14 protein-coding genes are annotated in these 14,643 nt (G+C 61.1%); 3 read left to right on the top strand and 11 right to left on the bottom strand.

Annotated elements, in window-relative coordinates; translation table 11 throughout:
- Nucleotides 1-6: 6 nt before the first annotated feature.
- From B5E41_RS06290 to B5E41_RS06270, 5 genes are all read right to left on the bottom strand, one after another.
- Complete coding sequence (locus tag B5E41_RS06290) at nucleotides 7-468, bottom strand: GNAT family N-acetyltransferase (protein WP_088391915.1); 462 nt, start codon at nucleotides 466-468, stop codon at nucleotides 7-9.
- Nucleotides 465-1,196, bottom strand: a complete 732-nt coding sequence (gene pth, locus B5E41_RS06285; RefSeq protein WP_088391913.1) for an aminoacyl-tRNA hydrolase — start codon at nucleotides 1,194-1,196, stop codon at nucleotides 465-467. Before pth ends, B5E41_RS06290 begins: the two co-directional genes overlap by 4 nt.
- 89 nt (nucleotides 1,197-1,285) lie before the next feature.
- Complete coding sequence (locus B5E41_RS06280) at nucleotides 1,286-1,999, bottom strand: substrate-binding periplasmic protein (RefSeq protein ID WP_088392027.1); 714 nt, start codon at nucleotides 1,997-1,999, stop codon at nucleotides 1,286-1,288.
- A 24-nt stretch (nucleotides 2,000-2,023) separates the two neighbouring features.
- Nucleotides 2,024-4,375 carry an EAL domain-containing protein gene (locus tag B5E41_RS06275; protein ID WP_088391911.1) on the bottom strand — a complete coding sequence of 784 codons (2,352 nt, stop codon included), beginning with the start codon at nucleotides 4,373-4,375 and terminating at the stop codon, nucleotides 2,024-2,026.
- A 226-nt stretch (nucleotides 4,376-4,601) separates the two neighbouring features.
- Nucleotides 4,602-5,216 (bottom strand): 50S ribosomal protein L25/general stress protein Ctc, encoded by a 615-nt coding sequence (locus tag B5E41_RS06270; RefSeq protein ID WP_085860135.1) that lies wholly within the window; start codon nucleotides 5,214-5,216, stop codon nucleotides 4,602-4,604.
- A gap of 334 nt (nucleotides 5,217-5,550) precedes the next feature.
- Here B5E41_RS06270 and B5E41_RS06265 point away from each other — a divergent pair, with 334 nt between their 5' ends.
- Entirely contained in the window at nucleotides 5,551-7,095 is a 1,545-nt protein-coding gene (locus B5E41_RS06265) for a hypothetical protein (protein ID WP_088391909.1), read from the top strand.
- Nucleotides 7,096-7,297: 202 nt separating this feature from the next.
- On the opposite strand, the gene B5E41_RS06260 is transcribed toward B5E41_RS06265, so the two are convergent.
- The 6 genes from B5E41_RS06260 to lgt form a co-directional block, all read right to left on the bottom strand.
- On the bottom strand, nucleotides 7,298-8,230 hold the full coding sequence (locus B5E41_RS06260) for a ribose-phosphate pyrophosphokinase (RefSeq protein WP_011426263.1): 933 nt from the start codon (nucleotides 8,228-8,230) through the stop codon (nucleotides 7,298-7,300).
- A gap of 105 nt (nucleotides 8,231-8,335) precedes the next feature.
- On the bottom strand, nucleotides 8,336-9,157 hold the full coding sequence (locus B5E41_RS06255; protein WP_088391907.1) for a hypothetical protein: 822 nt from the start codon (nucleotides 9,155-9,157) through the stop codon (nucleotides 8,336-8,338).
- Between the two features lie 102 nt (nucleotides 9,158-9,259).
- Nucleotides 9,260-10,411: a M24 family metallopeptidase gene (locus B5E41_RS06250; protein ID WP_088391905.1), complete on the bottom strand. Its 1,152-nt coding sequence runs from the start codon at nucleotides 10,409-10,411 to the stop codon at nucleotides 9,260-9,262.
- A gap of 5 nt (nucleotides 10,412-10,416) precedes the next feature.
- A complete protein-coding gene (gene pgeF / locus B5E41_RS06245) occupies nucleotides 10,417-11,211 on the bottom strand; it encodes a peptidoglycan editing factor PgeF (protein ID WP_088391903.1) in 795 nt (264 codons plus the stop codon).
- A gap of 109 nt (nucleotides 11,212-11,320) precedes the next feature.
- Nucleotides 11,321-12,421, bottom strand: a complete 1,101-nt coding sequence (locus tag B5E41_RS06240) for a class I SAM-dependent methyltransferase (protein ID WP_088391901.1) — start codon at nucleotides 12,419-12,421, stop codon at nucleotides 11,321-11,323.
- Between the two features lie 18 nt (nucleotides 12,422-12,439).
- Nucleotides 12,440-13,288, bottom strand: a complete 849-nt coding sequence (lgt, locus tag B5E41_RS06235; protein WP_088391899.1) for a prolipoprotein diacylglyceryl transferase — start codon at nucleotides 13,286-13,288, stop codon at nucleotides 12,440-12,442.
- A gap of 204 nt (nucleotides 13,289-13,492) precedes the next feature.
- On the opposite strand from lgt, the gene B5E41_RS06230 reads away from it, so the two are divergent.
- On the top strand, nucleotides 13,493-13,753 hold the full coding sequence (locus B5E41_RS06230; RefSeq protein WP_064810952.1) for an accessory factor UbiK family protein: 261 nt from the start codon (nucleotides 13,493-13,495) through the stop codon (nucleotides 13,751-13,753).
- Nucleotides 13,754-14,141: 388 nt separating this feature from the next.
- The gene (locus B5E41_RS06225) at nucleotides 14,142-14,642 is read left to right on the top strand and encodes a type III secretion system chaperone family protein (protein WP_004680153.1); all 501 of its coding nucleotides are present in this window, start codon (nucleotides 14,142-14,144) and stop codon (nucleotides 14,640-14,642) included.
- Nucleotide 14,643: the final 1 nt, after the last annotated feature.

The following is a 14,643-nucleotide window of genomic DNA, read 5'->3' as shown; positions in this document are numbered from 1 at the left end:
TTCAGCTCACAGCCGGCGGATCTGATAGCCGGTCTTGTCCTGCAGGAAGCCGCAATTTTCGTAGAAGCGCAGCGTCGCCGGGTTCTTCGAGCTGGTGAGCAACATCACCTTATAGCAGCCGGCCTTCCAGGCCTCATTCACCGCATGGCCGATGACGGCGCCGGCATAGCCGTGCCGGCGGTGCTCGGCGTGGGTGACGACGTTTTCGATCAGCGCATAGGAGGCGCCGCCGCGCGTCAAGTTCGGCACGACGACCAGTGTGACGGTGGCGGCGGCGTGAGGGCCGGCAAAGCCGATGAATACGGTCATGCCGGGCTGGGCGAGAATGGCGGAAAAGCGCTCCTCGGCCATGGTCCCGTCGAGGATGGGATCGGTCGGATTCAGATGCCGGTAGAGGACGGCCAGCCCTTTGAGATCGCCGGGAGCGGCACTGCGGATGGTAAAATCCTGGTCCGGCACCGGCGTCATTCCCCCTTGTTGCCGAACATCTTCTTCAGCATGTCGGCCATCGGGCCGCTGACCGGCAGCCTTGACTGGTTGTTGTTGCGGGCCTGGCGGATATGCGACTGGCCCGCCGGCTTCTTCTCGCTGTCCTTGCTTTCCTTCCGCGGCTTTTCCTCGTCGGCCTTGCCGCCGAGCGCCAGCGCGATCTTGTTCATCAGCTGTGAATCCTCCTTTCGCACCAGCATATCGGCATTGTCGGCCAGCGTATCGAGAAGCGGCTCCAGCCACACCTTGTCGGCTTTGGCGAAGTCGCCGAGCACATGGTTCTGCACCATTTCCTTGACGCCGGGATGGCCGATGCCGAGGCGCAGTCGCCGGTATTCCTTGCCGCAATGGGCGTCCAACGATTTGATGCCGTTATGGCCGCCATGGCCGCCGCCGGTCTTCAGCCGCGCCTTGCCCGCGGGAAGGTCGAGCTCGTCATAGATCGCGACAAGGTCGGCGGGCTGGAGCTTGTAAAAACGCATCGCCTCGCCGACGGCTTCGCCGGAAAGGTTCATGTAGGTCTGCGGCTTGATCAGCAGCACCTTTTCGCCGCCGAGTTCGCCCTCGGCGATCTCGGCCTTGAACTTCTTTGACCAGGGGGAAAAGCTGTGGCGCCGATGAATGGCGTCAACAGCCATGAAGCCGATGTTGTGACGGTTACCGGCGTATTTGCTGCCGGGATTGCCGAGACCTGCAATGATCAGCATGGCCTGTCATCCTCGCTTATGCGTTTCCCGACGTTCACCATCCGGAAACGACAGTAAAGTCAAGCGGAAACGCGAGCCCGGCGGCGGCATCATTCCGAGAGGTTCATGCCATATTTCAGGAAGATCTGCTTCTGGTCGCCATCGGCGATCAGCTTGTCGAGGGCAGCCTGCATCTTGGCGTGCAGATCGTCGGGAAAGCTCTTTTCGCAGGCGATACCCATTGGCTGGGAGGAGAGCACGGTTACGATCTCCACCGGCTGATCGGCCTTCAGCTTTTCGAAATAGAGTTCGGAGATCGGCATCATGTCGATGCGACCGCTGAGCAGCTTGCGCAGCGTGGCGTTGAAGTCACTGGTGACGTCCAGCTTGGTGAAACCCTTCTCCTTCAGGATCGTCTCGGTGTAGTCCTCGCGCTGGGTGCCGATCGTATATTTTTTTGCCTCTTCGAGATTGCTGGCGGTGATGCCCGAACCCTTACGGGTGATCAGGATGTTTCGGTCGATGAGCAGCGGCTCGACCCATTTGAACAATGGGTCACGCGCGCTGTTGTGGGCGGTGGCGAAAACACATGTCATCGGCGCGGTGCGGGCAAGGCTGAAAGCACGCGCCCAAGGCATGACTTCGATCGTATAGTCGACGCCGATCGCGGCCATCACCTTTTCGACCTGCTCGACCGTCGCGCCCTTGATCTCTTTGCCTTCGCGATAGTTGAACGGGGCGTAATCCTCGGTGGTGAAAGCAACCGTCTGTGCGTGGGCCGCGCATGGCAGCGCCAGACATGCGAGAAGCAGGAGGTTTTTCATCGTGTCGTCTCCTTCGTTCTTCATTTACGAGGCGCGCGCGACGGCCGACTGCGGAGCCATCAATTCCTCGATGAGTGCGGCTGCGTGCTGCGGACGATGGAAGAGATAGCCCTGGCCATAGTCCAGACCCATCTGGTGAAGCGTGCGGCATTCCTCTTCCGTCTCGATGCCCTCGGCGATGACGGTGCAGTTCATCTTGTGGGACAGGGTGGTGATGCCTTCGATCAGCATGCGGCTCTTCTGGCGCACCTCGTCGTCGCCGTCGTTGCTCGCGCGGGTGAAGGACTGGTCGATCTTGATGATATCGACAGGGAAACGGTTGAGGTAGCTAAGCGACGAGTAGCCGGTGCCGAAATCGTCGAGCGCAATGCGGCAGCCGAAGCGACGGAGCTCGGTGACGATCATGCGAATCTGCGGGTTGTCGTGCATCAGCACGGCTTCCGTGATCTCGACCACGATGCGCTCGGGGCGGATGTCGTGGCGACCGACGATCGCGGCGAGACGGGCCGGCAGTGCCGGCTCGAACTGGAGTGGCGAGAAGTTGATGGCCAGGTAGGTATCCTGCATCCCCGATATACGAGAGATTTTCGCGAGGTTGGAAATCGCCTTTTCCATGATGACGTTGCCGACGCGGACGATCTTGCCCGTCTCCTCGGCGACGCTGATAATTTCGGCCGGCGGCATCAGACCCCTCTGCGGATGGTTGAGGCGCATCAGCGCCTCGAAACCGGCAATGCCGCGGCCGTTCAGATTGACGATCGGCTGCAGGAAGGCTTCGAACCAATTGTCGACGAGGCCGGCTTCGATATTGGCCTCGATTTCGGCGCGGCTGCGGGCGCGGTCGAGCATGGCTTTGTCGAAGAGCTGTGCGCCGTTCTTGCCGTCGCGTTTCTTGGCGTACATCGCCATGTCTGATTTCTGCAGCAGCTCGGCCGCGGTCGCGGCGTGATGTGGGTAGATGGCGATGCCGATGGACGCGCTCAGATGCATGTCCGGGGCAAATGGCGTTTCGAAGATTGAGGCGATCTGCTCGCACATCGCTTTTGCGCGTGTTTCGGCGTCCTTCGCCGGCAGCAGGATGGCGAACTCGTCGCCGCCGAGACGGGCCGCCTCGTCGGAGGGGGCAAGATGGGTTTTCAGGCGCTCGACGAGCTCGATCAGCGCCGTGTCGCCGGCAGCGTGCCCCATATTGTCGTTGATCCACTTGAAGCGGTCGAGATCGACGAAGAGGCAGGCGAGCTCCTGGCCGGCGGCGTCTGCGGCAGCGATCTTGTTATCGAGCACCGCCTCGAAGCCCTGGCGGTTGAGGAGGCCGGTCAGATGGTCGGTGATTGCCTGGCGATGATTGCGATCCTCCGAAGCCTTGAGCTCGGTCACATCCGTCATGACGGACAGCGAGAGGCGATCGTGAGCGCCGGTGGCCGCTTCCGATTCCATGATGAGGACGTCCATGGTGCGGCCGTCCAGGCAGACGAACTTGACGGTGACCGTCATGCCGTTTTCGGCCTGACGACGCTTGACGAACTTGTCGCGGCTGCTTGACGTGACCAGATCTGCGAAATTGCGGCCGATGATGTCGGCACGGCTATAACCGGTGGCAAGCAGCCAATAGTCGCTGACGGCGGTGATGCGATCTTCCTCATCGAGCGAGAAGAGCATGGCGGGCGTCAGATTGTAGATATCGGTGGCGCGGCGATGGGCGAGCTTCAGCTCCTTCTCCTCGCTTTCGAGCTTGGTTTGCATCTCGTTGAAGCTGCGGGCAAGCCGTCCCATCTCGTCGTTCGACTGCCAGTCGACGTGATGGCGCGAGCCGAGCTGCCGGGTGGCCTCGATTGCCGCCGTCAGACGCATCAGCGGCTGGATGACGAAAAATCGGTTGCCGATCAGCGCGGTGCCGAAAACGGTCAGAACCGCGAAGATGAAGATCGAAATGAAGACGACCTCTTCCTGCTTCAGACCGGAGAACAGTCCGAGGGCGGGATAATAGACGCTGATGCTGCCGAGGTTCTTCGGACCGTCGACGGTGTTGTAGATGATGGCGCGCGACACCTGCACGAGCTTGCCGTCAAAGGAGCGCGGAATGGTGGATTGGCTGACGTCGAGCTGGCCTGACTGATCACGCACCTCGACCTTAACGATGGCGCCTTGGGAAACGACCGTCGCGCTGATCTGGGTGACGCTTTCCTCATCGAGGTCCCAGAGCGGTTTTGCCAGCGCCTGAGCATTGGCGACAAGAAGAACAGAGATATGGTCGCGTATTTCTTTATCGGCTCGTTCCGAGGAAAGAAAAAGGAAGAGAACAAAAAGCGGAGCGACAAAAACAAGCAGCGCTCCGCAAACAATCCCAAAAAACCTGTTCTCAACGGAATTGTTCATGGTTCCGTCTACTCCCCCAGGCCGGCTTATTTGCTGTCGCGCGTTCGGGCCGGCTTCTTCACAGCTGACGGCCCATGCTTTCACGAATATGTTAAATGTTGCTGAAACCGAGGCTTGGCAGGCAATGAAAAGCCCGCCTTCCCCGTGACTCGGCTCTCGAAAGTAGGACGTTCGGGAGCCAGTTCACCGGTAAGGCGGGCCATATGCTTTCAATTGGTCGAAGCGATCAGGCTTCGGCTTCGCCTTCAGCTTCCGCGCCGCTCTCGTCGACGCCGCCAGCCGGAGCGACGATGGTCGCGATCGTGAAGTCGCGGTCGATGACCGGGCTGACGCCCTTCGGAAGGGTGACTTCCGAAATATGGATGCTGTCGCCGATCTTCTTGCCGCTGAGATCGATGTTGAAGAATTCCGGGATCGCATCGGCCGGGCAGTGAACTTCAACTTCGTGGCGGACGATGTTCAGAACGCCGCCGACCTTGAGGCCCGGAGACTTTGCTTCATTGATGAAGTGAACCGGGATTTCGACGGTCACCTGGGTGTTGCCGGAGACGCGAAGGAAATCGACATGCAGCGTGAAGTCGCGGACCGGATCGAGCTGGTAGTCCTTCGGCAGAACCTTGTACTTCTTGCCGTCGACTTCGATGGTCGCTACGGTGGTCATGAAGCCACCGGCGTGAATACGCTTCGTCACCTCATTGGTGTTGATAGCGATGGCAATGGGGGCCTGCTTGTCACCATAGATGACAGCGGGAATCAAACCGTTGCGGCGAAGTTCACGGGCGGACCCCTTACCAACCCGTTCGCGCGCCTCGGCCTTGAGCTCGTAAGTTTCCTGGCTCATGGCTTTTCCTTTCGAGGTTATTTGGAGAGTTCGGCGGCAGGCAAAAGCCTTGTTCCGTCGAACCGGAGGCGGGTTTTCCCATCCTCATCCGCGTTGCCTCCAAGGGTGTCTACGCGGACCGGTGGCCTATAGTATAAGTCGCTCGGAAACGCAAGTTGCCCATTGCACCGGTTTTTCGGCGATGGAGGGGCTTTCGCCGGGGCGCTCCATCATTGCGATCTGCACCTGGTCAAAGGCAAGATTGCCAGTGCTTATCGCCACTTGGCTTGACATCGGCGCGCTTCGCATCTTTGGATGGCCGCAATCAAAAAGCGGCTGAGGAGAAAACCAGACTATGCGTCTCAAACTTGTCACGGCAACGAGTATACTTGCCCTTTGCCTTTTCACCGGGGCCGAGGGCGCGGAGATCAACCAGGAGGGCGCCAACGCGGTCAAGGAGACCCTGACGAAGCTGCTTCCCCAGGATTTGGCAAAAAGCGGTCTCATCACCGTCAATCCGGCCGGCACGCGCTATGAGATCATCTACGATCTGGCGAAGCTGCTTACCAAGGCCGATCCGGCGACGTTTACGATCACAGGACTGACACCGTTTTCGATGTTCGCCACGCCGCTCGACAGTGGACTCTGGAACGTCGAAGGCGACAACAAACTCAACGTCTCGGGCCATTTCAAGGGTCCAGACCAGAAGCCGACGGATTTCACCTATTCCATCGCGTCGCTTGTTTATTCCGGCGTCTTCGACCCGGCGATCAGCTATCTGCGCTCCGGCACCTTCGCGGCCAAAGACATCAAGATGGCCAGCAAGTCCGAGACCGAGGAGGTCCATGCCAGCATCGCCAGCATGGACCAGAAGCTGAGTTCGACCGACAGCACAGGCGGCAATGGACGGATCGATTTTGCCGGCAGCGGCTCGATGTCTGATTTCGTCGAGCAGGTTTCCGGCCTGCAAATGCCGCCCATCGAACTTCGTGCCGGCTCGATCAATGTCGAGGCCAAGGTGAACGGCCTGCCGGCCAAGCATATTCGCGAGATGGTCTTCTTCGTGCTCGACCATCTCGATGAGAAGGAATTGAGTCCGGAAAACAGCGACAAGATAAAGGGAATAGTGAAGGAGGCCTTCCCGCTTCTGACTTCGTTCAGCGAGACGATCGGGGTCAACGACCTGACCGTCAGCAGCGAGATGGGCAAGGGCGGCGCCAAGGCATTCGGCTACAACCTCGCCATCGAGGGGCCGAGTGACGCCATGCGTTTCGGCTTCGGCATGAATGGGCAGGAGATCAGCCTCGACACGCGGCTAATGCCGGCAAATTATTCGGCCTTCATGCCGACCAGCTTCGATTTCCAACTCGCGCTTCCGAATCTGGATTTCGCAAGCTTCGGCGACGCCCTCATGGCGGTGGATTTCAAAGATTCGGCGTCCGAGAAGACCGGCGAGGAGATGGCGAAGAAGCTCTTCCGCGATGGCCGGCTTGCCGTCGAGTTTCCGAAGATCAGTGCCAAATCGCAGGTCTATGACGTCGATATAACCGGCAAGATCGAAGGTCGCGTCGATACGGAGAAGGATTATTCGATGGAGGCGACGATCCTTGCCCGCGATCTCGACAAGACGATCGCGGCGGTTCAGGAGCTTGCCAAGACGGATCCCGATCTCAACCAGGTCTCCTTCGGAATCATGATGGTGAAGGGCTTTGCCAAGACCGATCCGGATGGCCGTTCGCGCTGGGACGTCAGCATCAGCCGAGATGGTTCCGTGGCGGTCAACGGCCAGCAGATCAAGGGACCGGATGGTCCGGATCAGGATCAGGGGCTGGAGCCGGACCAGGAGCAGGAACCAGATCAAGGTCAGGACGCACTACCTGCGCAGCCTCAGCAGCCTTGAACGTTCTCGATTGGAATCAGAAATGAAAGAGGCCGGCCTTGTGCCGGCCTTCAGGCTGCTGACAAACCACTGCAAAAGCCGTGGCGTCATCCTCGACCTTGTTCCCAGGATCTGTGCCGGCCGATTAAGTTTCTGAGAATAAGCGCTTTTCCGCCAACGGTCAGATGCTCGGCACAAGGCCGAGCATGACGGTGGAGGCTTTTTAATCGAAGAGGCTGGAGACGGACTCTTCCTGGCTCGTGCGGCTGATGGCTTCGCCGATCAGCGGGGCCGTCGTCACGACGCGGATATTGTGCGCTGAAAGCACCGCCGTTGTCGGCTGGATCGAATCCGTGATGACGAGTTCACGCAGCTTCGAGGAGGTGACGCGGGTGACCGCGCCGCCCGAGAGAACGCCGTGCGTGATATAGGCGGTGACGCTGGAGGCACCCTGGGCGAGCAGTGCGTCGGCCGCATTGCAGAGGGTGCCGCCGGAGTCGACGATATCGTCGATCAGTAGGCAGTCCTTGCCGGTGACGTCGCCGATGATGTTCATGACTTCGGATTCACCTGGCCGATCGCGACGCTTGTCGACGATGGCCAGAAGACAGTCCAGCCGCTTGGCGAGCGCGCGCGCGCGCACCACGCCGCCGACGTCGGGCGAAACGACCATGACGTTGCTGAGGTCATAATGGCTCTTGATATCGCGCGTCAGCACGGGCAGGGCGAAGAGGTTGTCTGTGGGTATATCGAAGAAGCCCTGGATCTGACCGGCATGAAGATCGAGCGTCATGACGCGATCGGCGCCGGCTTCGGTAATGAGATTGGCAACCAGCTTGGCGGAGATCGGCGTTCGGCCGGATGCGCGGCGGTCCTGACGGGCATAGCCGAAATAGGGAAGAACGGCGGTGATGCGGCGTGCCGACGAACGACGCATCGCATCGATCATGATCAGCAGCTCCATCAGGTGGTCGTTGGCGGGAAAGGCAGTGGGCTGCACGAGGAAGACGTCCTCGCCGCGCACGTTTTCCTGGATTTCCACGAAGATTTCCTGGTCGGCAAACCTTCGGACACTGGCTCTTCCCAAAGGAACATTGAGATAGTTGCAGATCGCTTCGGCGAGTTGCCGGTTCGAATTGCCTGCGAAAACCTTCATTTTGGTCCGCCTGTTATGCGCTGATAGCCGCGCTTTTTAGTCAGCTTCCCAGTGAATGCAAGGGCAAAGGCGCCACAGACTTTCATATTTGCAAAAAGTTTGTGACTAACCGCCCTGAGTTTGCCGCCAGGAGGTGAATTCCGCGATGGTTTTCGAGGCGATCTGCTGCATCACCGAAGCCGGGACACCCGCCCAGGGGTCGGCGGCGGCCGTCGGTACGCTTTCCTGCCCCTGGATGCGGTGCAGGCGGGCGCCGCCGCTGTCGAGAACGTCCCAGACGTAGACCACGGTGACCTTGCCGTCGTCACTGAAGGCTGAGAGATAACCTTTGAGGATGTAATCGCTGCTCGTATCGTTCGAGCTCTTGATGGAAAGGCCGTTGGCGCGCGCCTCGGCGCCGAGCTGGCGCGAGAGCGGAGTCACGGCTTGTACCGGCGCCCCGATGATCGGCAGGAAGCGCACCGTATTGCCACGCGCGGAAGAGGCGCCGCGGGTGAGGGCGGCGGTCTGCTGCGGTTGCTGCGTGTCAGGCCGCTGGTCGGGCTGTGTTGGAGACCGGGCGCCGGCGGCAGCCGGCGGCAGCGCCTGTCCCTCGATCGGGGCGGAGGCGGCGGGCGAGGAGCCGTTCCTCGACAGCGCGTCTGCCTGCTCCTGCATCGTCGTCGGCGGGGCGCCGCTGCCGGGTCGATAGGTTCTTTGCGACTGATCATAGGCCGGATGATAGCCACTCGGCTGCGTGCTCCCGGCAAAAATCGGCTGGCGGGCGCCGGCCAGACGTTCTGCCTCGCCTTGCGTCACCGGGCTTGACGGCGGAGCTCCGGAGGATTCGCCGATGCCGACTTGCGGCGTCAGCGCGTCGGTGGTGTTGCAGGCGGTCAGCAGAGCCATGACGAACAGGAGCGTGGGCACAGTCGCAGCTCGCGTCATCCCGTGATCCGTCCTTCCCACAATCCCATCAGCCCGCCCGGATTTATGCGGGCGGGGACGGTCCTCTGTCAATTCCGGATTCTCACCGGTTAGTCCCGGTCTTCAAAGGCCGATGAAATCGAGCGAATGACGGGAAAGTGTGCGCGGCGCATCCGCCGTCGTCAGATAGGTCTGGCCGAGCGTCATTGCCGTGCCGGTATCGGAATCGGCAATGATCATATGCACGAAGAGCGACATGTTCGGCTCGATCGGCTGCGGATTGCCGGCATGGAACATCTGGTGCTCCATCCAGGAGGGCGAGAAGCGGGCGCCGAGCGAATAGCCGCAGGCATTCAGCCGGTGGCGGGCGAGGCCGCGCTCGTCCATGATTCTGGCATGCATGTCGAAGACGTCGCCGAAGGTGTGGCCGGGCTTCAGCACGGTCTCGATCGCCTCGATGGTTTCGCGGCAGGCATTGTAGAGCTCGCGATGGCGTTGCATCGGCTCGCCGATGACGATCGTGCGCATCATGGCGGCATGGTAATGCGCGTAGGCGCCGGCCCATTCGAGCGTCAGCTGGTCGCTGGCGTCGAGCTTGCGGCGGCCGGCCTTGTAGCGGCAGAGCAGGGCGTCGGCAGCGGACCCGATGATGAACTCGTTGGCGGGATAATCGCCGCCGCCGGAAAAGACCGCACCCTGCATGGCGGCGAGGATATCGGCCTCGTCGGCGCCCGGTTTCGTCAGCCGGATTGCGGCGTCGAGCGCGTCGTCGGCGAGAGCGGCAGCGCGCTCGACATAGGCGACCTCCGTCGGGCTCTTGACGAGACGAAGACGGCTGACGAGATAGGAAGCGTCGACGATCTGGCCGAAAGTGGTCAACTGCGCGTCGAGCAGGCGGGCGACGCGGCCGGTCATGCCGTGCGTATCATATTCGACGCCGATGCGTGCGCCGAGCAGATCCATCTCGACCAGCAGGTTCTTCAGGTCGAGCGTCGGATCGGCATTGACCCTGTCGACCCAGATGTGGACGTCCTCAAGGATCGAGGTGTGTTTGGCCTGGCGAAGATCCGCCGAGCGGGTGATCAGCGCCATGGTGCCGTCGCTCTTGACGATCAGCGTCTGGAAAAAGCAGTAGCCGAAGGTGTCATAGCCGGTCAGCCAGTACATGCTTTCCTGGGCGAAGAGCAGCAGGGCGTCGAGCTTTTCTTCCTTCATCTTTTCGGTGAGGCGCGCAAGCCGGCTTGAGTACTCGGCCTTTTCGAAGTGCAGTGCCATTCTGCTCAAATCTCCCTGATTGATATCGCCGAAATCTGACGGCCGTAGTCCGGCTCGTTGCGATGTGTCGTCCTGCGATAGGAAAAGAAGCGATCGTTATCCGGATAGGTGCAGATCCCGAGGCTTTCGGCCTGCACGCCAGCCCTCGTCAGCCTGTCGATCGTCAGTGCCGGCAGGTCGAACATGGCCCGGCCCGGCGTTGCGGACGGCTTGAAAAAGCGCTCGTAGTCAGGATTTTCGGCGACGAAGCGATCGACGAATTCCGGCCCGACCTCGTAACTCGCCTGACTGATCGAGGGGCCGAGGCAGGCCAGTATGCTGGCACGGTCTGCCCCCAGGGCTTCCATGGCCGCAATGGTGTTTTCGAGAACACCGGTCAGCGCGCCCTTCCAGCCGGCATGGGCGGCGCCGATGATGCGATTTTCCGGGTCGGCAAAGAGGACCGGACCGCAATCGGCGGCCAGCACGCCAAGGGCAATGCCGGGAACTGCCGTCACCATTGCGTCCGCGTCGGGGCGGGCGCCGTCGTAATCGGCGCCAATCGTCACGACGTCGGGCGAATGCACCTGATGAACAGTTGCCAGCCGCTCGAGCGGCAGATCGAACCAGGCGGCGACGCGGCGGCGGTTTTCCACGACGTTCCCGCGTTCGTCGTTGGAGCCGAGGCCGACATTGAGACCGCGATAGATCCCTTCGGAGACACCGCCCGCCCGGGTGAAATAACCGTGGCGGATGGCGGCGCCCGTCGCTTCGTTCAGCAGCGCGCTTTGGATCGGTGCGGGAGAGGCCGCGTCCTGCATCTGTAGTTCCGGGTTTTTCGAGAGGTTTGTTTTGTCCCGAGCGCAGCGCATCGCGGCGCGCTTCAAGTTCCTGTTCCGCGCGGATGTTGGCTCAGCCGCGTGCGCCCTGTCAATCCACCGGACGAAAGGGCATGAGATCGACGGCAGGATGGGAGACCGCCATGACCTTGAAGAGTTCGCCCATCCGGCCCTCACCGGCGCCGGCAAGCCTGTCGACCGCCGACTGGATGACCTGCTGGGTGTGCGGTTCGCGGTCACGCCCGAGGGCGGCGGCGCGTTCGAGAATGCCGAGGCCGGTCAGAAAGTCGCCCTGGTGCAGGGCGCCGTTCAGATGGAGGCCTGATGTCAGCGCCGTCTCGGCGAGCTGCTGGAAATCGACATGGCTCGTCAGGTCGGCTTCGCCGGGATGGGCGAGCGGCGGGTCGAATTCATGCATGCGCACCGCCTGCAGCGTATCGCCGAAGCCGGTGACGAGATGGCCGTAGTCGATGACCAACGCCGTGCCGCCGAAGGCGCGCAGCCGCTCGCAGATCGCCATCATCACGGCCTGGCGGGCGGGCGAGATCTCGAAGAGCGTGCCGAGCGGCAGGTTCTGCACCGGTTCCGGCAGTAGGGCAGGATCGAGGCCCGCGACACCCGCGGCGAAGGTCAGTTCACCATCGGCGTCAAGCCCAACCATGCGCTCGCGGAAGCCCGTTTGCGTGCGCACGAACTGCCGGATCGGAATCGCGTCAAATAATTCGTTGGCGGCAATCAGCGTGAAGCCGGTCGGGACCTCATCGAAGCCATCGTGCCACGCGATCCGCTCGCCATAGGCTTCGAGCGTCTGGCTCTGGACGTCGCGCAGGCGCTCGCTGGTTTCGACGAGATGCAGGCTCATCGTGTCAAAGAGCGGCGGGGCGATGCGGGCGATGACACGCAGCATATCCGCCATCATCGTGCCGCGGCCGGGGCCGATCTCGACCAGGCGCACATCTGCCGGCTTGCCGTGGCGCTGCCAGGCATGGACGACGAAGACGCCGATCATCTCGCCGAAGATCTGGCTGACTTCGGGCGCGGTGACAAAATCACCCGAACGGCCGAACGGTTCGCGGGTGCGGTAATAGCCGTGCTCGGGATCGGCGAGGCAGAGCGAGAAATAGTCGGTGACGCTGATCGGGCCGTTGGCCTGGATAATCGCCTTGATCTTTTCGCCGAGAGCGGTGGTCATGTTGCGCGTCCTGCCGGTTTAGAGCTGAGGCGCAGCCTGGCGGCGGGCCCGCAGGATCGCCCAGAGGCCGAGCAGGATCATCGGAGAGGAGAGGATCATGCCCATGGTCAGCCAATTGGTGCCGAGGAGGTAACCGAGCTGGGCGTCCGGCTCGCGGAAGAACTCGACGAAGATGCGCGACAGTGCATAACCGCAGACGAAGACGCCCGTGATGAAGCCAGGGCTTTTCAGCGCACGCATGCCGTAGACGAGGGCGGCAAGCGCCAGGAGCAGAACGATGCCCTCAAGGCCGGCCTCGTAGAGCTGGCTCGGATGGCGGGCGAAGGGACCGCCGGTCGGGAAAACCACGGCCCAGGGGACGTCGGTCAGCCGGCCCCAGAGCTCGCCATTGATGAAATTGGCGATGCGGCCGAAGAACAGACCGAAGGGAACGACGGCGGCGACGATATCGAACAGACTCCAGATCGGAATGGCATTGCGGCGGGCAAAGATGATCATGGCAATCGTCGTGCCGGTCAGGCCACCGTGAAAGGACATGCCGCCGTTCCAGATTTCGACTGCGCGGATGGGATCGCGCAGGACAGCGGAGAGGTCATAGAAGAAGATATAGCCGAGGCGGCCGCCGAGCACGACCCCGAGGGCGGCCCAGACGATGAAATCGTCGAGCTGCGTCTTGGTCATCGGCGATGTATTGCCCGGCCAGAGACCGTCGTTGGCGGCGAGGCGGCGCGCATAGGCCCAGCCGAGGAGGATGCCGGCGACGTATGCCAGGCCGTACCAGTGAATCGCCAACGGACCGATCGAAAAAGCGATCGGATCGATGTCCGGGAAAGGCATGATGGCAAGGAGATTGGCTGCTGTCGGCAAGGTTTTCCCATCCGTTGAGGTCGGCGGAACATGCCGCCGCGATCCCGGACGGTCAAGTGCATTGTTCGTGATCGCTCCTCCGCTGGCCGCTTCAGGGTAAGGCTATCCCGCGCAAAGCGCTTGCATCGCGGGTGGCGAAGCCCTACCTCAATCTTCGAGGCCCCGAAGGGCTGAATTCACCTTATGCGAAGGGAGAAAAACGCCATGACGACCGGAACGAACCGCATCATGGACGAGTTCGCCAAGCTGATGACCGACGCGGCAGGTGCCGCCCAGGGTGTCCGCAAGGAGATCGAGACGGCTTTCAACGCCCAGGCCGAGCGTTGGTTGAACAGCATGGACGTCGTCAAGCGCGAGGAATTCGAGGCCGTGCGCGAGATGGCGATCAAGGCGCGTGATGAAAACGAGGCACTGGCCGCCCGTATCGCGGCGTTGGAGGCCAAGCTCGCCGGCGAGGGCCGCTAAATCCCGATCGGGCACAAATGCGGCGTTGCCTTCATGCCACACGCCGCATCTGTCACAAAAAATTCCGGGTGAGTTTTCCACCTGTGGACACTGCCAAAAAAGCCAATACGCAGAGTCGTTTAATCTCCCTTCTGAATTGAGTTTCGAAGTGCTTTCCACAGCAGGTCTGCCCTATTTTCCCTTCTGGGGGCTGGCAGGTGGCAAGGGTCATTATACACTGATTTTAAATGATGATTCGAAGCGACTTGGTAAGCTCCGGGCAGGTTATCTGCGTTAAGTCTGGCAGCGGTTCAACGATCATCCGATGGTGGTTTCCGGTATTGCGTGTGTCTTTCTTGTGTTCGTATCCCAAGCTAAGCCGCATTCGTTCCGGTCAAGAAGGTGCTGCATGAACCTGATGGAATTGGAAGTCGAGCGTCAGTCGAACCCGGTCGATATGATCGAGTACGTGGCCTCCAACAACGATTGGTCGTTCGAGCGATCCGGCGAGGATGAGATCGCAATGACGGTCGAGGGGCGATGGGCGGACTATCATGTTTCCTTTTCCTGGATGGAGGAATTCGAGGCGCTGCATCTTGGTTGCGCTTTCGATATCAAAGTCCCCGACATCAGGGTCAACGAGGTGGTCAAGCTGCTCTCGGCGATCAACGGGCAGGTGCTGATGGGTCATTTCGACCTCTGGCGTCAGGAAGATGTCGTCATTTTCAGGCAGTCGCTGCTGCTTGCAGGCGGGGCGGAGCCGACCAATCGCCAGGTAGAGGTGCTGCTTTCCAGCGCGCTCGACACATGCGAAGCCTATTTCCAGGCATTCCAGTTCGTTGTCTGGTCCGGCATGGACGCGGCGAAGGCGATGGAAGCCGTGCTGTTCGAAACGGTGGGTGAGGCATAAG

It is taken from the genome of Rhizobium esperanzae (assembly GCF_002204185.1).
Taxonomy (GTDB): Bacteria; Pseudomonadota; Alphaproteobacteria; order Rhizobiales; family Rhizobiaceae; genus Rhizobium; species Rhizobium esperanzae.
The sequence above is the reverse complement of the archived record's forward strand: the minus strand, read 5'-3'. Positions and strand labels throughout refer to the sequence as shown.

Bases quoted from the DNA above. Each gene is read 5' to 3' on its own strand.
- B5E41_RS06290 (WP_088391915.1), bottom strand. From the start codon at position 468: ATGACGCCGGTGCCGGACCAGGATTTTACCATCCGCAGTGCCGCTCCC.
- pth (WP_088391913.1), bottom strand. From the start codon at position 1,196: ATGCTGATCATTGCAGGTCTCGGCAATCCCGGCAGCAAATACGCCGGT.
- B5E41_RS06280 (WP_088392027.1), bottom strand. From the start codon at position 1,999: ATGAAAAACCTCCTGCTTCTCGCATGTCTGGCGCTGCCATGCGCGGCC.
- B5E41_RS06275 (WP_088391911.1), bottom strand. From the start codon at position 4,375: ATGAACAATTCCGTTGAGAACAGGTTTTTTGGGATTGTTTGCGGAGCG.
- B5E41_RS06270 (WP_085860135.1), bottom strand. From the start codon at position 5,216: ATGAGCCAGGAAACTTACGAGCTCAAGGCCGAGGCGCGCGAACGGGTT.
- B5E41_RS06265 (WP_088391909.1), top strand. From the start codon at position 5,551: ATGCGTCTCAAACTTGTCACGGCAACGAGTATACTTGCCCTTTGCCTT.
- B5E41_RS06260 (WP_011426263.1), bottom strand. From the start codon at position 8,230: ATGAAGGTTTTCGCAGGCAATTCGAACCGGCAACTCGCCGAAGCGATC.
- B5E41_RS06255 (WP_088391907.1), bottom strand. From the start codon at position 9,157: ATGACGCGAGCTGCGACTGTGCCCACGCTCCTGTTCGTCATGGCTCTG.
- B5E41_RS06250 (WP_088391905.1), bottom strand. From the start codon at position 10,411: ATGGCACTGCACTTCGAAAAGGCCGAGTACTCAAGCCGGCTTGCGCGC.
- pgeF (WP_088391903.1), bottom strand. From the start codon at position 11,211: ATGCAGGACGCGGCCTCTCCCGCACCGATCCAAAGCGCGCTGCTGAAC.
- B5E41_RS06240 (WP_088391901.1), bottom strand. From the start codon at position 12,421: ATGACCACCGCTCTCGGCGAAAAGATCAAGGCGATTATCCAGGCCAAC.
- B5E41_RS06230 (WP_064810952.1), top strand. From the start codon at position 13,493: ATGACGACCGGAACGAACCGCATCATGGACGAGTTCGCCAAGCTGATG.
- B5E41_RS06225 (WP_004680153.1), top strand. From the start codon at position 14,142: ATGAACCTGATGGAATTGGAAGTCGAGCGTCAGTCGAACCCGGTCGAT.